General features: G+C 49.1%; 17 protein-coding genes. 2 read left to right on the top strand and 15 right to left on the bottom strand.

Annotated features, from left to right (window positions below):
• Positions 1-67: 67 nt before the first annotated feature.
• The 4 genes from GPK90_RS12615 to GPK90_RS12600 all read right to left on the bottom strand — a co-directional run bounded on the left by GPK90_RS12615 (position 68) and on the right by GPK90_RS12600 (position 4,708).
• Positions 68-1,450 (bottom strand): MATE family efflux transporter, encoded by a 1,383-nt coding sequence (locus tag GPK90_RS12615; RefSeq protein WP_215703142.1) that lies wholly within the window; start codon positions 1,448-1,450, stop codon positions 68-70.
• A 189-nt stretch (positions 1,451-1,639) separates the two neighbouring features.
• Entirely contained in the window at positions 1,640-3,034 is a 1,395-nt protein-coding gene (gene gltA / locus GPK90_RS12610; protein WP_142411048.1) for an NADPH-dependent glutamate synthase, read from the bottom strand.
• A 22-nt stretch (positions 3,035-3,056) separates the two neighbouring features.
• The gene (locus tag GPK90_RS12605) at positions 3,057-3,944 is read right to left on the bottom strand and encodes a sulfide/dihydroorotate dehydrogenase-like FAD/NAD-binding protein (RefSeq protein ID WP_118529391.1); all 888 of its coding nucleotides are present in this window, start codon (positions 3,942-3,944) and stop codon (positions 3,057-3,059) included.
• 230 nt (positions 3,945-4,174) lie between these two features.
• Positions 4,175-4,708 carry a dihydrofolate reductase gene (locus GPK90_RS12600; RefSeq protein ID WP_118529390.1) on the bottom strand — a complete coding sequence of 178 codons (534 nt, stop codon included), beginning with the start codon at positions 4,706-4,708 and terminating at the stop codon, positions 4,175-4,177.
• A gap of 275 nt (positions 4,709-4,983) precedes the next feature.
• On the opposite strand from GPK90_RS12600, the gene GPK90_RS12595 reads away from it, so the two are divergent.
• On the top strand, positions 4,984-5,604 hold the full coding sequence (locus tag GPK90_RS12595) for a hypothetical protein (protein WP_118298539.1): 621 nt from the start codon (positions 4,984-4,986) through the stop codon (positions 5,602-5,604).
• 367 nt (positions 5,605-5,971) lie between these two features.
• Here the strand turns inward: GPK90_RS12595 and GPK90_RS12590 are convergent, their stop codons facing one another.
• From GPK90_RS12590 to GPK90_RS12550, 9 genes are all read right to left on the bottom strand, one after another.
• The gene (locus GPK90_RS12590) at positions 5,972-6,805 is read right to left on the bottom strand and encodes a major capsid protein (RefSeq protein WP_118655886.1); all 834 of its coding nucleotides are present in this window, start codon (positions 6,803-6,805) and stop codon (positions 5,972-5,974) included.
• 15 nt (positions 6,806-6,820) lie between these two features.
• Positions 6,821-7,408: a DUF4355 domain-containing protein gene (locus tag GPK90_RS12585; protein ID WP_215703141.1), complete on the bottom strand. Its 588-nt coding sequence runs from the start codon at positions 7,406-7,408 to the stop codon at positions 6,821-6,823.
• Between the two features lie 5 nt (positions 7,409-7,413).
• Positions 7,414-7,599 (bottom strand): hypothetical protein, encoded by a 186-nt coding sequence (locus tag GPK90_RS12580; protein ID WP_100932140.1) that lies wholly within the window; start codon positions 7,597-7,599, stop codon positions 7,414-7,416.
• Positions 7,600-7,603: 4 nt separating this feature from the next.
• Complete coding sequence (locus GPK90_RS12575; RefSeq protein ID WP_158237093.1) at positions 7,604-7,894, bottom strand: Mor transcription activator family protein; 291 nt, start codon at positions 7,892-7,894, stop codon at positions 7,604-7,606.
• A gap of 25 nt (positions 7,895-7,919) precedes the next feature.
• Positions 7,920-8,195: a Mor transcription activator family protein gene (locus GPK90_RS12570; protein ID WP_118655882.1), complete on the bottom strand. Its 276-nt coding sequence runs from the start codon at positions 8,193-8,195 to the stop codon at positions 7,920-7,922.
• Between the two features lie 84 nt (positions 8,196-8,279).
• Positions 8,280-8,855 (bottom strand): hypothetical protein, encoded by a 576-nt coding sequence (locus GPK90_RS12565; RefSeq protein WP_178301888.1) that lies wholly within the window; start codon positions 8,853-8,855, stop codon positions 8,280-8,282.
• Positions 8,856-9,124: 269 nt separating this feature from the next.
• Positions 9,125-10,033, bottom strand: coding sequence for an AAA family ATPase (locus GPK90_RS12560; protein ID WP_100932144.1), 909 nt, complete (start codon positions 10,031-10,033; stop codon positions 9,125-9,127).
• Between the two features lie 10 nt (positions 10,034-10,043).
• Complete coding sequence (locus GPK90_RS12555) at positions 10,044-11,837, bottom strand: Mu transposase C-terminal domain-containing protein (protein ID WP_215703140.1); 1,794 nt, start codon at positions 11,835-11,837, stop codon at positions 10,044-10,046.
• Between the two features lie 12 nt (positions 11,838-11,849).
• On the bottom strand, positions 11,850-12,089 hold the full coding sequence (locus GPK90_RS12550) for a helix-turn-helix transcriptional regulator (protein ID WP_215703139.1): 240 nt from the start codon (positions 12,087-12,089) through the stop codon (positions 11,850-11,852).
• A 129-nt stretch (positions 12,090-12,218) separates the two neighbouring features.
• Here GPK90_RS12550 and GPK90_RS12545 point away from each other — a divergent pair, with 129 nt between their 5' ends.
• Positions 12,219-12,824: a helix-turn-helix domain-containing protein gene (locus GPK90_RS12545; RefSeq protein ID WP_215703138.1), complete on the top strand. Its 606-nt coding sequence runs from the start codon at positions 12,219-12,221 to the stop codon at positions 12,822-12,824.
• Positions 12,825-13,277: 453 nt separating this feature from the next.
• Here GPK90_RS12545 and addA read toward each other — a convergent pair whose 3' ends face one another.
• Both addA and addB read right to left on the bottom strand, forming a co-directional pair.
• The gene (gene addA, locus GPK90_RS12540; protein ID WP_215703137.1) at positions 13,278-17,024 is read right to left on the bottom strand and encodes a helicase-exonuclease AddAB subunit AddA; all 3,747 of its coding nucleotides are present in this window, start codon (positions 17,022-17,024) and stop codon (positions 13,278-13,280) included.
• Positions 17,024-20,497, bottom strand: a complete 3,474-nt coding sequence (gene addB, locus GPK90_RS12535) for a helicase-exonuclease AddAB subunit AddB (protein WP_215703136.1) — start codon at positions 20,495-20,497, stop codon at positions 17,024-17,026. The genes addA and addB overlap by 1 nt, the downstream gene beginning before the upstream one ends.
• Between the last annotated feature and the right edge of the window lie 93 nt (positions 20,498-20,590).

Here is a 20,590-nt window from a genome sequence, read left to right as displayed (position 1 = left end):
TGCAGAATCTCCGGTTCAGAAATTTCCATCTTTTTGAAGCAGCAATTGCGCCTCGTCCGGGATTCCTTTACTGCTGCATCTGCACTTCTTCCCTCTGCTTTTCCTTCAGTTCCCTCAAAATTCCAAGAACGATCACCACGCCCAGGACAAATGTCAGCGCATCTGCGACCGGCTGGCATAACTGCAGTCCGCGGATCCCGAATGCGGACGGAAGGATGAAGAGCGCCGGGATCAGGAAAAGTCCCTGGCGGCCGGACGCGACAAGTGATGCGCGGAACCCGTATCCGATCGTCTGGGTCATCATGTTGGACATGACGATCCAGGCGGACAGCGGCAGCGTGACGCACTGGAACCGCATCGCCCAGGTCCCGATCTCGATCACATCGAGGTCCTCTTTCCGGAATGCACGCATGATCTGCGGCGCACCGACAAAACTTCCGACTGCAAGAACTGCCAGAAAGACAACCGAGACCTTCACACAGAACCAGAAGGACTCCAGGACTCTGTCATACCGCTTCGCACCGAAATTGAAGCCGCAGACCGGCTGGAATCCCTGTCCGAATCCGATCATGGCGGAGCCGATGAACATCATATACCTGCTCACGATGGAGAGAGCCGCGATCGCCGCATCCCCAAATGGGTTTGCCGCAAGGTTCAGCGCAGCAGTCGCAATGCTCGCGATCCCCTGACGGCAGAGGGACGGGATCCCGCCGTGAAGGATCTCACCGTAGAGGGCTAAAGAAAGCGTGATTTTTCCCGGTTTCAGGTGCACACAGTCCTTTCTCAAAAGACTCTGGAAAAACAGGATCCCGAAACTGATGCACTGGCTGAGTGCAGTTGCAAGTGCGGCGCCGGAGATCCCGAGATCCAGTCCGAAGATAAAGATCGGGTCCAGGATCATATTTAAGATGCCTCCGGTCGTGATCCCGATCATCGCGTAGACAGCCAGTCCCTGGAAACGGAGCAGGTTATTCATTGCCAGCGACCCTGTCATGACCGGGGCCGCGATCAGGATATACTTTGCATAATCCTTTGCGTAAGGAGCGATCGTGTCCGTAGCTCCTAAAAGTCTCACGAGCACATCAAGATTCGGCAGACACACGACCGCGAACAGGAGCCCGATCAGGATCGCGGAATAAAAGCCGGTGGAAGCGATCCGCTCTGCTTTTTCCTCATCCCTGCTTCCGAGGACCCGCGATAGATAGTTTCCGCTTCCCATTCCGAGCGTAAATCCAAGTGCCTGGATCATGGACATCAACGAATAACTCACGCCGACGGCCGCCGATGCACTCGTGCCGATCCGGCTCACGAAAAATGTATCCGCCATGTTGTAGATGGAAGTCACCAGCATACTGATGATCGTCGGGATCGCCAGGCTCGGGATCAGCCGGGAGATCGGGGTTTCCGTCATTTTTATGTAGCGTTGTTTCTGGGTCATGGGGCTCTTCATGTTCTTTTTCCTCCGTTTCGTATATTAACTCTGCAAAAGGTGCGGCTGTCCCATCCTGCCGCCCCGGGGCCAAATAGTATAAAGAGCCGCCTGCGGAAGAATCCCCTTCCAACGGCAGCTCTTTCTGTCATGATGACTCAAGCAGGTGCCTTTCGGAACGCATCTGCGCTCCGTCAGGCACAACTCTTTTTATTCAGCTTTCTTACCGCTCAGATACTCGTGGATTCCGCGCGCTCCTGCTTTTCCTGCCTCCATGGCAAGAATAACGGTAGCAGCACCTGTCACAGCATCTCCGCCTGCAAATACGCCCTCACGGGAAGTCTTTCCGTTCGACTCATCCGCAACGATGCATTTATGTTTGTTGATCTCAAGTCCGCCTGTTGTGGAGGAGATCAGCGGGTTCGGGGAAGTACCGAGCGCCATGATGACCGTATCAACATCGATCGTATAATCGGAACCTTCGATCTCGACCGGACGGCGTCTTCCGGATGCATCCGGCTCGCCAAGTTCCATCTTTCTTACGACCATGCCTTTTACCCAGCCCTTTTCATCGGTCAGGATCTCAGTCGGGTTCGTTAAGAGATTGAAGATGATCCCCTCTTCTTTTGCATGGTGAACTTCCTCTGCTCTTGCCGGAAGCTCTGCCTCACTTCTTCTGTATACGATATGAACCTCTGCACCGAGACGGAGAGCCGTTCTCGCTGCGTCCATCGCTACGTTTCCACCGCCGACAACAGCAACTTTCTTACCAGCAGCGATCGGTGTGTCATAATCGTCGCGGAACGCCTTCATAAGGTTGCTTCTTGTCAGGTACTCGTTTGCGGAGAATACGCCGTTTGCGTTCTCGCCCGGGATTCCCATAAATCTCGGAAGACCGGCACCGGAACCGATGAAGACTGCCTTGTAGCCCTCTTCGTCCATCAACTCGTCAACGGTTACAGACTTGCCGATAATTACGTTTGTCTCGATGTCAACGCCGAGTTTCTTCACGTTCTCGATCTCCGGCTGTACAACGCCCTGTTTCGGAAGACGGAACTCCGGAATTCCGTATGTTAAAACTCCGCCCGGCTCGTGAAGTGCCTCGAAGATCGTTACTTCATAGCCAAGTTTCGCGAGATCTCCTGCACAGGTAAGTCCGGACGGGCCGGAACCGATGACAGCGACCTTGATGCCGTTTGTCTTCTCCGGCTTTTCCGGAACGATCCCGTTCTCTCTGGACCAGTCGGCAACAAAACGCTCAAGTTTACCGATGGAAACAGCCTCGCCCTTGATGCCGCGGACGCACTGGCCTTCACACTGGCTCTCCTGCGGGCACACACGGCCGCAGACAGCCGGGAGTGCGGAAGATTTTCCGATCACCTTTGCAGCCTCAGCATAGTTTCCTTCTTTTACTTCTTTTACAAATGCCGGAATATCGATCTTGACCGGGCATCCCTGAACGCATCTCGCGTTTTTGCAGTTTAAGCATCTGGACGCCTCAGCGACAGCCTCTTCCTCATTATATCCGTAACAGACCTCCTCAAAGTTCGTTGCGCGAACCTTCGGCTCCTGTTCTCTTACCGGGACTTTCTTCATTCCATCCATGTCATTTCCTCCATATCACCGATCAATCGTTGCCGCAGTTTCCGCATCCGCCGTGGTGGGTTTCGCCCTCACGGAGTTTTAAAAGGGCACGGCCTTCTTCTGTCTTGTACATCTGCTGGCGTTTCATTGCCTCATCAAAGTTTACGGCATGTCCGTCAAATTCCGGTCCGTCGACACAGGCAAATTTTACCTTTCCGTCAACCGTCACACGGCATGCACCGCACATTCCGGTTCCGTCTACCATGATCGGGTTTAAGCTTACAACTGTCGGGATCTCAAGCTCCTTTGTCAGGAGACATACGAATTTCATCATGATCATCGGTCCGATCGCGACACAGACGTCATATTTCTTTCCCTGCTCATTTACGAGTTCTTTGATGACCTCGGTAACCATTCCTTTATGTCCGTAGGAACCGTCATCGGTCGTCACATAGAGGTTTCCGGCAACCGCCTTCATCTCGTCCTCGAGGATCAGGAGATCTTTTGTCTTGGATCCCATGATGACGTCAGCGTCGATCCCATGTTCTTTTAACCATTTTACCTGCGGATATACCGGAGCTGTTCCGACACCGCCCGCAACGAACAGATATTTTTTCTTCTTTAATTCTTCGATGTCTTCTTTTACGAAATCAGACGGGTTTCCGAGCGGTCCGACAACATCACGGAAGGAATCTCCGACCTGTAATGTGGACATACGCTCTGTGGACGCACCGACTGTCTGGAATACGATCGTGATCGTCTCCTTCTCGCGGTCATAATCGCAGATCGTAAGCGGAATACGCTCGCCTTTCTCATCGATCTTTACGATCACAAACTCACCAGGTTTGCAGTTTGCGGAAATTCTCGGAGCTTTTACGACCATCAGATAGATCTTATCCGCAAGCTTTTTTGCCTCTAAAATAGGATACATATCCCATACCTCCTGTTTTCTCAAACATGTTCCGCCGAAAAGACTTTTCCGGCAGCTGAAATCAGATTGCAACACAGAACTTTTCAGATCATTCTCCCGCCCTCCATCGGAGCTGGGTCTGCAAAGTCACTGACACACACTGAGTTCAGTGTAACATTTTTTAGTCAGATACGCAACATCGATTCTTCCGGTTTTGCGTTTTTTCTGCATTTCTGTATCACTTTTACGCGTCACAGCAAAGAATCTGTTTTTTCTCCCAGTGCCAGAGCCTTCTTTCCCGTGCGCTCATACCGCCGGAATTCATAGCAAAGGTCGAAATACGTCTGCTCATCGCTGTCCGCCGTCACTTCCCAGTCCGGATCTTTGTCGAGATCCGGGAACCATGTATCCGCCATGTACTCGTAGTCGATCCATGTGATGTGGGCCGTGTCGCAGTACGGCAGGAACGCCCTGTAGATCTCCGCGCCGCCGATAATGTAGATATTCTCCGACGCAAACTGTTTTAAATATTCCATGGCTGAAGAGAGATCATGAAAGATCTCACACCCCTTTGCCCTGTAAGACTCGTCTCTCGTGAGAACGACATTGACTCTCCCCGCTAACGGCTGCCCGCCCGGAAGACTTTCCAGCGTCTTTCTTCCCATGACGATCACTTTTCCTTTTGTCTCCTCACGGAAAAGCTTCTGGTCATCCGGGATCGTCACCAGAAGTTTCCCCCTGTTTCCGATCGCCCAGTGTTTATCCACCGCCGCAATGATATTCATGGCTGTTTCCTCCTTTATATTGATGGCAAAGCCACTCTTCTTTCTTTTTTCCCTATTATAGCGAAAAGACGCCTGAATCGCAAGCTGTCATATCCGCATTCCCGATCTGCCCAGAAGAACAGCCCAAAAAGCATGTGATCCTCCTAATTTTCATCTTGTATCCTCCCACAAAACCCGTTATAATAGGGAAAGCATCCGGCGCAGGACAGGCGGTTGGAAAATCCTTCCGCTGCTTTCTCTTCCGCCAGACTTTTTTATGAAGGAGAACACCCATTATGATAAAATTTGAACGCACAAGCGTCATGAATTTCGAGAACGCCATGCGCGGCGCAAGAAACCCGATGAACAGCTGGGCACGCATGGACAGCAGCTACGATGAAGATGGAAATTTCGTCTTCGGCCCGAATGACATCGATCTTGCGAAACGTCTCCGCATGGCCGGAAGCGACCACCGCAAATTCATCCGCCAGATCTTCGTCTCCGTGGACATTACAGCTCCGCTCTACTGGTGGAAGGAATATGATACCTACAAAGTGGCGACCGTCGCAAACTCCACGAGTACCATGCACAAGATCCATTCCAAACCGTTCGACATCGACGATTTCAGCCACGACCATATGACTCCGGACACTCTCGCCTACATGCAGACCGTTGTGGACCGCCTTGAGCAGATCCGCCTGAAATACATGAACGAGGGCAAGAACAAAGAGGACTGGTACGATATGATCCAGCTCCTCCCGTCCAGCTACAACCAGATGCGCACCTGCACGATGAACTATGAGACTCTCGTGAACATCTATCACGCGAGAAAGAATCATAAGCTCACCGAGTGGCACACCTTCTGCGACTGGATCGCATCTCTCCCGTATGCGAAAGAGCTGATCATCGCGGAATAAATAAGTTTGCATAAAAAGACTGCCCGGCGCTTTTTTCGTTACAGTACACGGTCACTCCATGCCCGCGTACTGTAACAGGATTTTGCCGATGCTTCGCATTCCAAATCGGCAAAATCCGCGACCACAACGGTATCATACGGAATTTTCAGTTCAGAAAATTCCTACCCGTGATGTCGCGCTTCGCGCAAAACGTAACTGAGCTTCGCGCAAAACGTAACTGAACCGTTACAGAGCCCTGTTTTTTATGCAAAGTTTTATACATTTTTTTGCATTTGGCACGAAAAAAGATTTACTTTTTAAAAGATTTAAACCGCCCTCAAACGAATTTGAAAGGCGGTTTAAATCGTGTTTAATCCATATTTAACGGCTATTTTGCTGCCTGCTTTGACAGGTAAATAGCTGCTTTTTTATTATTCAGCACAAAAGCATCATAGTAAATTCTGCCCTCTACAAGCCAGCCGTTAATTCCCTGTGGATTCTCGTGGATCTTGTAATCCGCAAGCTTTACCGGGGAAGTCATAGCCATTGGATGGCAGATTATAAAGTTTGTACCTTTTACAAAGTAATCTGCCGGGGCTACAATGATCGTAGTCTTATCAATAGTTCCCACAGCCCCAGTAACGGCAATTTCCTGGCCTTTATCCCCGGAGGATACGAAATTCTTGTCTAACTTGATTGCTTTGTAGTAGGCGGACGTTACAAAGGCGATACGGCCTTCGGTGGGCACTTTAGCATCAAACAGCACCATGGAGCCTTCCAGAAATGCACTGTATGCTGTTTCTGTGGTAAGTGTCTCCTCTTTGGTATGTGCTGCTAACGCTTCGGCCGTGTATTTCGCGATCCTGTAGCGGTCGATCGTAGGAGTTACCACCTCTTTTAATTCCCGCGCCAGTGCTTTGGCTGCGCTCATTGCCATCATGGTGTCTGTTGCGTTTTTACGGTCAATGCTGAAAGTGAAAGACTTGTCCTGTGTCAGTTCCAGTGTCTGCACATCATTCCCAAGCTCCACCGGGGTTCCGTATCGGTTGCTTTTTGCATTGATATCATAATCATTTAAAGGCACTGTTTCAACAGAATAGACATTGACCTTGTTTACTCCATCAAAATCATAATCTTTGTTGACCGCTTTATCTGTAAGAGAATCCTTACTTAACTGTTCGTCGATTGTCTGAGAAAATTTCTCTGCGTAGTTTACTGCCATCGTTTTACCTCCCTGTTAGTTTTTCATTGCTTTGACAAATGCAGTTTCAAAATCATTTTCCGGTTTTCCCCAGAACCCGGTAGAAGCTGATTTTCCAAGCCCTTCCGGGGTCTTTCCACGAAGTCTTTCCGTGATTCCATCGGATACCAGTTCCTTAATGGTGGAAATGACCGTTTCCAGGCTTTTAAGTGTACCGGCTTCATCTGTATACTGGATCAGCTCCGCAGCCTTTACGGGGATGCCTTCCTCCGTCAGGCGGTTATTGATCTGGTCTTTCATATTTGCCTTGAAAAGTTCCTTTTTCAACTGGCTGATCTGTTCATCCTTCGAGAGATTGGCGAGGCGTTCCTCTTCCCATTCTTTTCTCTTTTCGTTCAGAATGTCGTTTAACTCATCCCGGGAATAAGTTTTTTCCTCGCTGGAAGCTCCTTCACCCTGATCGGTTCCATCATCCAAATCCTGGATTTTTTCAGCTTTTTCTTTTACCTCGTCTGTCTTGGTTTCCTCTGTGCGTTGCGGATCCGCGTTGCTCGTAGGTTCCTCTGTTACTGTCTGGGCTGCTTCCATGCCCATGGCTCCCATGATCTGATCAATAAATCCCATGCTCATCATCCTTTCTTTGTATACTGCTTCATTTGGCGGATACTGGACTGTAATTCTGAACGGATCTGCTTTAACTGACGGTACTTTCTCCGGTCTGTGTCCGCTTCTCCGGTTTGTTCCATGCTTCTGATCTGTCCCCGGATCCTGGCTAATTCGTTTTCGTACTGCTGAATCATTAAAAACAGGCTCATGGCTCTAAAACTCGCTTGCAATGATCTTGCGGCACCAGGCTTCTGTAACACCATACTTTTTCGCCAGTGTCTTGTGGTTGCTTCCGTCAAACTCCTGGCGGATCTTCTTATCCCTGAGATAGCGGCATACTTTTTCCTGTTTGGGGATATACAGCTGTACTCCAGAAAATTCCTGTATCAGCTTTTTGAAACCTTCCAGCCCGATGGCTCGGATCAGTGCCTGGCAGTCTTCACCCAAAAGGGCTGCATCCGCTTCACTAAGTTCATTTAATAATTCCTCCGGTGTTTTTCCCATTGTGTAGTTCCTCCACATCCTTGTTTTACTGCTGCTTTTTGATGATTTCCCGGATACGCCTGGGGCTTACGCCGTACCTTGCCGCAAGTTCTGCCGTTGACGTTTTCCCGGCTTTGTAATCTCTGATGATCCGGCTGTCACGTTCCGCAAGCTCCAATGATGCCAGTTTTGCAACATAAACACGGCTTCCGCCATAGTAGGCGGCCAGCTTGCTGTATGCTTCAAACCCAATGCATTCCGCCATTTCCTTCTGATCCGGTGTTAAAAGGCGGATCTGTGATTCCCTAATAGAAGCGCCCATCTGTCCATCCCTCCATTCTGGATAATATAACAATGGGGAACCGCTTTGACAGACAAAACAGTTCCCCTTACTTTTCGCGCCGCTTTATGACCTGCATTCATTTAAGAGGTGGTAAGCGGTGCGGAATCCACAAATAAACCCTTCACGTTCAACTTCGCCGCGGATCTCTCCCTGCAGTTCCCAGTAGGCTTTTAATTTTTCCAGCAGCTCCTCATCCACGCCTGTTTCCAGGATCTTCTCTAAAAGCCGCTCCTTTTCAAAGAGCTTCGCGTTCTCTTTTCCAAATTCACCCAGCTTTACATGGTCTCCGATGACGCAGTAAAGGTTTGCAATATACTTGTTGCTTTCTGTGTGGCAGTCCATGTTGTCGAACATTTTCCAGTAATCCCGTTCTTTATATTCCATCAAATGCTTATACTCGTCATCCGGAGTATAGGCCCGGCAGGATGGGCCGTAAGTGTCTTCGATATTCTTTCTTACGGAAGAATAGAAGCAGTTCTTCACTTCCAGCAGCGTCTCCTCCATCCGCTCATAGCTGGAGCAGTCCACGCCAGAGATCAGACTCTGGGGAAGCCCGCATTCTGCCAGATGTCCAAGCGCGGCATCTTTCAGCACCTGGTTAATCATGGGGATCTTAGCAGTTTCTGTATTTTTCTTCATGTTCATATCCTCCTTTGGCTTTATATCCCTTTTAAAACCGTTCATATCCCTTTTAAAACCGTTTAAAGCATTCGTGGTAAGGAAGTCTTTATATATCGCTGAAAACGGATTCCTGCGCCCATCTGCGTCTCATGGTTTGGGAACGGCTGCAAAAAATGATTGCAACACCGGGAACGGCCTGCTATACTATCTGTGAACACTTGTGTTCCGGCTTATGCCGGATGGAATAGTCAGTCTTGCAGGGCTGGCTATTTCTTTTTTGCCCTTCATCAGTACATCCTCCCAAAGAGCTGCTTCTGTGTATCTTTCAGCATCTTTAATGTGACGGCTTCCTTACTGATACGGGCATATTCCAGGGCAATCTCATAAAGCTTGATCGCTGTACGCAGACTTTCAAGATTTGCCATCTGGATCAGAAAGGCAAGGCAGCTTTCCGGCACTCCTGGAAAAATATGCTGCATCTCCTCAACGGTATAGTTGTTTTCTACACGCTTCCTAACAATGATTCTCGTCCGGATCTGGTCAAATTCCCGGCCTTTCTGGCCTGTAAGCATTTGCTTATAGATCTTATCATTGCCAGAAAGAATGATCCCCACATGTGCCTGGTCGTTTAAGTCCCGGATTGCCTGTAAAGCCTGTAAAGACAAGCGGTCGGCCTCATCAATGATGATCAGACGGTTGCTTCCGGAAAGCTGAGAGATAAGTTCCTGCATTACCGCGCTGCGCCTTCCGTCTGTTGCCTGTCCGATCTTATCCGCGATCAGCTTTAATACAGACGTTGCGGATGTGGTGCAGGTATTTACTGTTACCATGGTCACGCCTGCGTTGCTGTCCCTGTAGTGTTCCAGCGCGGTGGTTTTCCCGGCTCCGGCATCCCCTGCAACAAGGGCAATATCGTTATATTTATGGGCATACCAGCAGGCATATAAAACTTCTTTTGTGTTGTAAAGATCAGGATAGTACGTTGTTCCTGAAACGCTGTTTAAACGGTCTTTACTGATGCTTAAAAACTTGTTTAAAATGTCCTGCACCTTCCCGTTATCCCCGGTGTATTTCCCATCCAGGAACTGGGAGATGACAGAAGTAGAAAGCCCGGTCTCTTTGCTGACCTGTTTCTGTGACTTCCCTGTCTGCTTCATAAACTGGGAAAATTCTTCCCGAAATTCTTTCTTTTCCATGTGTTCCTCCTTACTGGTTGCTTGCTTCCATAAGTTTTCCTAAAAGGTTCTCCTCGCGGCTCGTGCGTCTCTGCTTTGTTGATTCCTCCAGGATTTTGCTGTTTTCTGAAAGAACAGGGTTAATGTTCTCAATAGTCTTTGTATGTTCGCCTTCTGTGAACTGCTTTTCTACAAGCTGGTTGCGGGCAACGATTGCCATAACGTCCAGATCCCTGGTCGGTGCATACTGTTCGACCAGCTTTCTGGCATTCTTTTTTTCTTTCATTGCTTCCCGGATCTGTTCCTGGGTAGTGTGACGGAACGGGGTTCTTACCTTTGCGGCTGCCTTGCAGATCGCACGCATGTTTTCATCAAAAACATTTAATTCATCCATGTTGGACGGGTCATAATTGATGATAACTTTCTCTCCCTGGTGGGCGATAAGATCCGTATGGTAGTAAAATCTTCCCTGGTACTGTACGCCGTTTTTCTGTACGGTTCTTTCGTCAAAGGTTCCGCAGAGGATCCGCAGGATTGACTTGTCATGGACTTCATTCTTTACGGCCAGGTTTTCAAAATATACCTGATCCGGACATTTTCCGTCCATGTCGATTCCGCCAGATGGTGTATTATTGTACTTGTTCATGTGTTTCCCAAGCAGATCTGTGAACTGCTCCATGGTAGGACATTTATCTTTCAGCTTCTCAAAGGTTACCCGCATATCCTCCGGTCGTTTCTTCGCGTCTTTTCCCAGATAGGTGGGGAAAAACTTACAGAAACGGTCTTCCAGGGTTTCCCAGAACCGCTCGATGGGCTTTGCCTGTCCATGGTATGGTGTCGCGTAAATCTGATTGATTCCCAACTGTTTGGTAAGGGAAAGAGGGAAATCTTTATTGAATGATTTCTCGCGGTAATCTTTTCCGTTATCGAAATAAAGTTCTTTAGGAACTCCAAATTCTTCCATTCCTTTCCGGAGGCACTGCTTTATCACGGTTGCGTCTGCGGATTTATCCCGGATAATGAAAGCAATAACCTTGTTGGAACGTGCATCAAAGAAAGCAGTGAGCCATGGGCGGAACACCCGGCCGCGATTGTTTAAAACTGCTACATCCATTAAATGGTGGTCAGAAAACCAGATGTCATTGGAGTGGATGTCTTCCTTGCTTCGTTCCATACATACAAGGGAATCATTGAACGCTTTTTCGCCTTCCCTGTAAAAGATGATCACGGGTTCCGGAATTGTTTTGACTTTCCGTTCAAAGGCAGATACGGAAGGAATCTCCGGATATTCCGTCTTTGTGTATTCCCAACAGATCTCTATACTGCGTTTTTGCAAAGTCATATACAGCGCGTAGAAATATTCCCATGCGTCCGGTGGGATGTCCGTCTTTCCACGGTTATGCCCTCCGCGTGTGTCGATCAGCCCGGCAACATCGCCGTTCTTATACTTGCGCTGCCAGCGGAAAAGCTGGGACTTTGTGATCACACTGTCCGGGTTTCGCTCATTAAAATCTTTTATGTAGTCATCCGGGGATTTTTGCGCTTTCTGATAGTTTTCTACGATCAATGCCTTAAAGTTGGCTTCCTCCCGCTGTTTCCCGGTGAACTGCATCATGTCATTATGAGTATGTTCCCTTTGAATGTTGTTGTATTTGTCCTGTACTTCCTGCGGCAACGACTCCAGGGCGATTTCGATTTGAACACCGCCCCGGCCAATTCCTTCGACATGGCGGAATTCATATTTATTTTTCTTAATCGCTTTTTTAATAGCACTATCTGTTAAATCTAAAAGCCTAGCTGCTTCTTTTACTTTCAGCCATGTCAAAGTTCTCACCGCCTAGCTTTCATCAAGTAAGGTTTTAGTAAGTTCTTCAATGCTGATTCCAATCGCTTTCGAAATGTTGTACACTGCCCTTACAGATGGGTTATGTTTACCATTAAGAATCTCGCTCACATAGAACGGTGAGAGACCAGATTCTTGAGCAAGATCTTTCTGATTTTTCCCCATTTTGCTAAGCTGGTTACATATAAGCACTCCGAAGCGTGTTTTTGTTTTCATATTAGTAGGTCTCGGCATTTCTCCACCTCCTTAACCGTTGAAATTTTTTTTCTTCTTTGTTATATTTATTGTGACTATCTGTATTATAGTTGAGTATACTCAACTTGTCAATACAAAAGTTGATTATACTCATTTTAGGAGGTTGCCATGGAACATATAGGAGAACGAATAAAGATAATAAGAAAAATGTATAATATCAAGCAGAAAGAATTTGCGGAGCGCGTTTCCGTATCAGCATCATATATTAGCAAAGTCGAATCTGGCAAAGAGGTTCCTACAGATATGCTTTTAAAATTGATTGCTTTGGATTTTAAGATTTCTCTTGATTGGTTAAAGGATGGCATCGGAGAAATAAAGGAGAGTAGCAAAGGATTTGATACTATAACAGATGAAGGATTAAATTCTAAATATCAGACCATGAAAGACTTTCTTGAAAAGCAAATCGTAGAGCAGACTGGAGACAATCTAAAAAATATTGTTCAAGCCTATTCGCATTTTGTCAGCCTTGTCACTATGCCTGGCTTGAATAACGATAACCAATCGAGATATTTGGAAGCTCTTCATGGTGTAATTGATATACTGGAGCAAATCACATATAGTTCGTATATGTTGAAGTCCGTATCCGATAACAATTACAAAGCTCTTTTACAACATAAGACAAAGGTTGATACTGGGATCAGCAAAATAGATGATGATATTAAAAAAGCTTTATCCTGCTATCTCACACAGTACGGAAAAGACTTAACTTTATAGGCATATTTTAAAATAGCATATTTATACATATTTTATGAATATTTATACGTAACAAAGTTCCTTTCTTTCCCTTAGTCCATTTTTAAGAAATGGCATCCAAAAAGTCCGAAAAATACTGATTTAAACGTATTTTTCGGACTTTGTTTAAATTGCTATGAATTCCCTTAGTCAGTTATTTTTGAATGGTTAGTTGCGTTTTGTTCCCTTAGTCAACAATTACGTTGTTTTAAATGCTTTTAAGGAGAAAGCCGCATAAAATAAGGATTTTTGGGGATTTTTAAAGTCTTTTAAGGTTTTTTAAGGGTTCATGAATCCCCCAAAGACTAAGGGAATAGTTACATTTTACTCACAGGACAACACGTGAAAAGTAACCTTTTTTCACAACATCGGGCAGTCTTTTTTATGCAGCCTTCCTTTTCAGTCAGCTCCGGCAGCCTTTCGCAGCTGCCTTCTCTACTGCCCGATCGGTACGTTTATCTCCTTCTGGATCGTCAGGGAATAGATGACCGCTTCCTTCACTCTTTTTCCTGTGATCTGGGAGAGCGCCCGGGCATAATACTGAAGCTGGACCTGATAATGGTCCAGAAGAGTCTGTTCTTCCCCTTCCTTCACTCTGTCGGTTTTATAGTCTACGATCACAAGTCCGTCCTTCTCCTCAAACCATGCATCGATGATTCCCTGAATCAGAACGAGTTCATTCGAATCCGCCGCTTTCATCTCCCGGGCCGGAATTCCAAGGATAAACTGGCTCTCTTTTCTCAGTTTTCCCTGCCTGTCTGCCATCTTCATCCGGCCGGCGATCCCGGACCGGAAAAACTTCGCGATCATGCCGGGTGACACCAGGCGGACCGCATCCGGCTGCATTCTCTTTTCAGAGAGAACCCGGTCAAATTCTTTTTTCACATCCTCATACCCGGAAATATCCGAAAAATGGATCAGTTCCAGCATCCGGTGGCAGGCGGTACCGCGGTCTGTTGCCTGTTTCTGACGTGCCCTCTTCTCAGCGGCAGACAGACGTTCTTCCGCTTCCGGAGATTTCTCCGGCTCTCCCTCTGGCCCCCGTTCCGTTTCTTCCGCCGGATCTTCCCGCTCCGAACGGACCAGGAACGCGCTTTCCGCATCATCCGTGAACTGTCCCTGCATCTTCAGTTCCGAGACGGACATCTTCGCATGCAGGGAAAGATCTGTCTCAAACGGATACGGTTTCCGAATCAGTTCCGGAATTTTTTCCGGCTTTTCCCCGCGGAGTTGTTCCAGTTCCAGGTAAAGTTTTGCCTTCTCTTCCTGATTTTTTTCTTCCTCCACAAGGAGATCCTTCATCGGGACACTTTTCACATCGATCGTTCTTTTTGCGCCCCCGGCTGCCATCAAGATCCAGTCCAGATAGGAGGACGCCGCGCTCAGCACGGTAAACGGCAGTGCTCCCACCGATCCGGTCATTCCCCATTTTTCGATCTTGTTCTCCAGGTACTTGTCCCCCGCCGTGATGATGAGCTTTTCTTTTGCACGCGTCATCGCGACATAGAGGATTCTCAGCTCCTCCCCCATGTTTTCGAGGTTGGAGCGCCTTGCGAGCACATTTTTCTTTAAAGTAGGCGCCTTGACTTTCTTCACCGGATCCAGAAAATCTGCCGCGATCCCGAGCTCTTCGTCTATCAGGATCCGCCCTCTTGCATCCTGGCGGTTAAATTTTTTTCCGCATCCGGCGAGGAATACGACCGGGAACTCCAGTCCTTTACTTTTGTGGATGCTCATGATCCGCACCGCATCATCATGTTCCCCGGACCGGGATGCCTCTCCGAAATCCGTGTTGTATTTCTTCAGTTTTTCGATATAGCGGATAAAGTCAAACAGCCCCTGATAGCTTGTTTTCTCATAATCTTCCGCCTTCTGTACCAGCATGGCAAGGTTTGCCTGCCGAGTCTTCCCGGCCGGCATGGCAGCCGCATATTCGTCGTATCCTGTCCGATCAAAGATACGGCCGATCAGTCTGGGAACCGGAAGATACAGGGATTCTCTCCGAAGCTCCGCAAGCAGATCCATAAAGGTCTGCAGCTTCCGGAAGATTGTCTCTTCTTCGCTCTCTTCCCCGGTCCGGACCGATGCCATCGTTTCATCATGTTTCCCATGTTTTTCCAGATAGTGCTTCACTGCCCCATAGAATCCGATATCTTCCCCGCGGTCCGGATCCCGCTTAAAGTCCGCCATCACAATGGCAAGCTCCCGGTCCTTCATTCCGCCGATCGGAGATTTCAGCACTCCGGCTAACGGGATGTCCTGCATCGGATTGTCGATGAGCGCCAGCATATTTAACATCGTCTCAACTTCCACCGCTGTAAAATACCCGGTCCTGGACTCCGCATACGCCGGGATTCCTGCTGCACCGAGAACACTTAAAAATTCCTCCGACCATCCGGAAAGACTCCGCAGAAGGATCACGATATCCTTTTTCTTTAATCGTTCATACTGACCGGTCTTTCCGTTATAGATCTGCATTCCGGATTCCGGATCAGTCAGCTCGCGGATCTTTGCAGCGATCAGTCTCGCCTCCGCTTCCCGTGCTGTGTAATCCGCTTTTTCCTCATCCATGCCGTCAAAAAGAGGATCTCCCGTATTTAAGAGCAGGACCTCCGTCTTTGCCTGGCCTTCTTTGGGCGTTTCCGGAAATTTTGCTCCCGCATACAGGGCCGCATCGTCCGTGTAGCAGATATTTCCCAACTGCTTTGTCATGATCTGATAAAACACATCATTGATGCTTTCAAGGACCTCCCGTCGGCTCCGGAAATTTTTATGGAGCTCGATCTTCTGGTACAGATCATCCTCATCCCCGTAAGATTCATATTTTTCCAGAAAAAGCTCCGGCTTCGCCAGTCGGAACTTATAGATGCTCTGCTTCACATCGCCGACCATAAAAACATTCGGTGTCCCGAACCGTTCTCTGGATACACAGCGGATCAGTGTCTCCTGGACCTCATTGCTGTCCTGATACTCATCTACGAGAATTTCTTCATAGATTCCCGAAAGTTCATCCGCCACTGCTCCCGGTCTGTGATCCGGACTGCCGCCTGTAAGGATTTCGAGTGCAAAATGTTCCAGGTCATTGAAATCCACCAGATTCTTTTCTTCTTTTGCCTCCTGGAACCTGGCGGAAAACTCTTCCGCAAGTTCCAGAAGCATCCGGATCGGTCCCCGGCAGGCATCCATGTCGGAAAACACAGAATCCACATCACCCGGAAGATAAAGGGCTTTCATCTTTTTGATGCCGTCCTTTGCGGCATTTCTGAGCGCTGCCGCCCGCTCTTTCTTCTCCGGATCCACCTGTTTTCCCCTGACAGCCGCCAGACGTCCGAATTTCAGTCCGGCAATCCCATCTGCGATCTCCCGGTAAGTCTCCGCTTCTTTCAGTATTTCCATTGCCCGGATATCTTCCGCCAGCATCGGGGCATACGCCTGCGGTCCGTCCTCCTCAGCGGCAAGTTCTGCTGCCTCATAAAGACCATCCAGAAATTCCTCCGCCTGGCGTCCCACATCCCGGATCAGGAATTTCATCCAGGCCGGTTCCTTTCCGCCTTTTTCCCCGGAACTTTCCTCACTGCTCTCCGAAAGCTCGTCCCGGCAGGCGGCGATCCACTCTCCCGGCCACGGATTACTCTGTGAAAACTCCCATACTTTTAAAATATAGTCCTCGAGACCTCCGTCCGTCCGCCCTGACGCATAAGTGTCCACAAACTGCAGGAACCGCTCATCTTCTCTCCCGTAATATTCCTCCAGGAGCTCTTTCATCACATCGGCTTTTAAGAGCAGAAGTTCGCCTTCGTCCGCCACCCGGAATCCCGGATCCAGATCCAGCTCGTGGAAGTGTTCCCTCAGTAGATTCAGGCAGAAGCTGTCGATCGTGGTGATCTTCGCATGGTGGATCAGCGTGCTCTGCCGTTCCAGATTTTTATTTCCCGGGTCTTCGTCGAGAAGTGATCCGAGAGCCGTCTCCACACGCTCCCGCATCTCCGCGGCCGCCGCGTTGGTGAACGTCATGACGAGCAGTCTGTCAATGTCCACCGGCTGATCCGGATCTGTGATCATGCGGATGATTCTCTCAACGAGGACCGCAGTCTTTCCGCTTCCTGCGGCCGCAGAGACAAGAAGATTCTTATGCCTCGTCTCAATGACCTGTAACTGTTCATCCGTCCATGTTGTCGCCATCACATCTTCTCCTCTCCGTCCTTGCGTCTCCCCGGTTCCGGTTTTCTGTTTCCGCTTTCCTGTTCCTCTGTCTCATTTTCATCTGATTCCTCCGGATCGATCTCCTTCCAGATCTCCTCCGCCTTCATCGGGCGGAAACGGCGGAATCCATATCCGTCTGTCTTCAGATCAAATCCGCAGACACTGTGGTATGGACAATAGTCACATGCTGTCCTGTTTCCCTGTTTATACGGATTGACCGCCACATTTCCGTCCAGGATCTCACCTCCCATAGTCTTCAGCTGTCCGTTCACAAAATCTGCAAGTCTGGCAAACCGCTTTCCCCCGGCAACAGAGGACTTTACCTCCTGGACATATCCGTCCTTTAACGCAACCGGGATCACATCGGATTCCTTTTCGATGTCCCGGTCCATATGGCGGATCACATCCAGACTGCTGTTCACGAGTCCGTTCATTCTGAGCCTGCGCAGGATCCCGGCTTCGATCTCCTCGTCCGTCATCCCGTCCTCGCGATCGATCACAGGGTCATCGATATGATAATAAAAGATCCCGGCCGGGACCGCCTGCTTCCCCGGATGCCGGTTTTCCTGCATTTTCAGCGCCGCATCCATATAGACCACGAGCTGAAGCTGCAGTCCGTGATATAAAAGCGCCAGATCAAAGGATGTGCTTCCCGATTTGTAATCCATGATCTTCACATAGACCTTATCCTCATCCTCAAACACATCCATCCGGTCGATCCTTCCCCGGAGATTCAGCGCCTCCCCATCTTTCAGCGGGATCCTCGTGCTGACATCTACCTCGAACTCTTCCGGCTCAAAATCGCCCTTCCGGATCTGGTAGATCAGTGCCCGCACGGTCCGGTCCGTGATCCTCTCCACTTTCTTTTCGAGATATGCATTTCTCGCAGAGCTTTTCATGATCGTATTCCGGTACTTTGCAGAAACCTCCTCCACCGCTTTTCTTACCAGAGTCCGCCGCTCCGCATCCGTGATCGTTCTGAAATCCTTCCCGTGATCCCGGATATTTCTGAAAAACGTATCGAGCGACTGGTGAAACAGATTTCCCATATCGGAAAGATCGAGCTCATACTCTTTTCCTGCACGCAGTCCAAGTCCGTGATTCAGGAAGTGGGAATAGGCACATGCCGCATATCCCTCCATTCTCGTGACACTTCCCCGAAGCAGCGTCCCATAGAGTTCCCGCGCAGCCGTTCTGCCGATCTCTCCTTTTTTATAAGAATAGGCGACAGCTTTTGCAAGATTTTCCATCTCGGCCTCCGTCTCTTTCTCCGAGGAGAGAAAGCGGTAAAGCACTCTCGGCTCTTCCTGCGCCGGATCCATCATTTTCTCCGGCTCCTGCAGCCAGGAAAGCACGGTTTTTTTTGCTGCCGTCACGGATACATCCGGACATTTCTCCTCCCCGCTCTCATGGATCACAAGATCCGGGAATCTCTTTTTCATCTCCCCGATCATGCCGGATGGACGGATCTCTTTTCCTTCCGCCGTCACCGCCGGCCAGGAGAGGATCAGCTGGTCGGACGGCTTTGTCATCATGAGATACAGATAAAACCGCTCCATAAAGCCCTCTTCCCTGGCGGTCGGTGCAAGCTCCATGGAATTCTTTTTTAAGATCTCCCTCTCATTGTCGGTAAATAGTCCGCCCTTTGAATGGTCCGCCGGAACAATTCCCTGGCTGACTCCGACGAAAAAGAGGACTTTGATCTTGTCGAGACGTGTTCTCTTTAAGTCTCCGCAGACCACACGGTCCGCGCCTGCAGGGATCATCCCGACAGAAAGTTCTGAAAAACCAGCGGAGAGGATCTCCGCGTACTCTCTTCTGGCCACATATTCGTCCCCCAGGAGACTTTTAAATTTCTCAAAGAGTTCCGTGACAAGACCGAAAATTTCCTCATACTCTCTCGCCTCGCGGTCCATACCGCAAGTTTTAAACTGCTCCGACAGTTTTTCCAGCTTTTCCTCCGCGCCGAGCATCTCCAGAAGCTCCGCCAGTGCATCCGTGACTGTCTTTACCGGAACTCCCCGGCCGCCGCACTGTTCCCGGAGCAGCCGCAGCGGCGCCATGATCTCCTCTTTAAAAGCATTCATTTCAAGAAGATTCAGATTTTCTCCGCCATCAAACGTCCGGTCCCAGACTGCATCCCATTTGGCAAAGCCGCGGATTCCCATCGCACGCACATAGATTTCCATCCGGTCCACTTTCTCAGTCTGATCTGTTACAAGTCCCGTTCGGAGATATCGAAACATGCTCTCGTAATCAAATCCTTTCTGCAGGATATCGAGAGCACTCTGGATCAGGCGGATCAGTGGATTTCCGGAGACATCCCGGTTCTCATCGAGGAAAAGCGGGATCCCGTTTTCCTCAAAGCTCTTGGTGATCTCACGGCTGTATCCCGGAAGATCCCCGCATACCAGAGCAATATCGCGATACCGGTATCCGTTCTTTTTTACAAGAGTCTCGATCCTGTTTGTTATAAAGTCTGCCTCGTCCTCAGGATTTTTCGCCTGCACGAGAAGGATTTCTTCCGTGCCGCCGCGGTATCTGGGATACGGATAACGGAAAAACGTCCGTTCCAGATGGTCGAGCGCAGGACTGTTCCGGAAGCGCACCAGCGGACGTTTGTAAAAGATCAGATCGCGGTAGATTTTTATGCCGTTTTCTTCCGCCAGTTTTTTCAGTTTTCCGGTCATCTTCCTGCTCATATCAAAGAGATCGGTCTCATCGGACTCCGCAGAAAGATCCAGTCCCGGCTCCATTGTCGCAGAAACCGTCACAAAGAGATCCCGGCAGATTTTTAACAGGATTCCGATCAGCCGGTACTGGATCGGGGTAAAACCTGTATACCCGTCGAGAACCATAACACTGTCCTTTAAAAGCTCCGACCGCTCCGCCACCTGACAGAGCACATCCAAAAGTTCCTCCAGAGTAATGTACTTTTCCTTTGTGAACTCCCGGAATGCCTCAAAGATCACCTCCATGTCGGAGAGCTTTGCCGAAAGGATCTGACCGACACCGTCTCCTGCCGACTGGATCTTAAGGTCTTCCGGAGTTGCCCCGTACTGGTAGAGTTCCGAGAGCATGGACTTGATCTCCCCGATAAACCCCGGGCGGTTCAGATGAGACGAAAACATGGTAAGTTCGTCCTTCTTCTCCCCCGCAAGTTTCCGCAGGATCATATTTTTTCCCGTATCGTCCAGGACCTCCGGCTGCGGAATCGACAGTTCTGAAAAAATCCGGTAAGCCAGACGTTCAAAGCTCACAACATCAATGTTCATCGTTCCATGATTCGAATGCAGTCTCACGATCTCCTTCTGGGCCTGCATCGTCGCCTGTTCAGGCGTCACCACAAAAAAACGGCCATCCGGCTCCTTCATGGACAGCTCGATGATCTTCCTATAGATATATTCTGTTTTCCCGGCTCCGGAACCGCCCATCACCATGCACAATCCCATTCTATGTCCTCCTGCTCCCTGACCGCATTTCCGCCGGTCAGGCATTATTCAATTTCAGATATGTAAACCGTATATGTTCCAGACAAAAATGTC

Origin of the sequence: Clostridium sp. MCC344 (assembly GCF_018785365.1) — a bacterium.
In the GTDB taxonomy this organism is placed as follows: domain Bacteria; phylum Bacillota; class Clostridia; order Lachnospirales; family Lachnospiraceae; genus Pilosibacter.
This window is presented reverse-complemented; position numbering and strand designations above follow the sequence as displayed.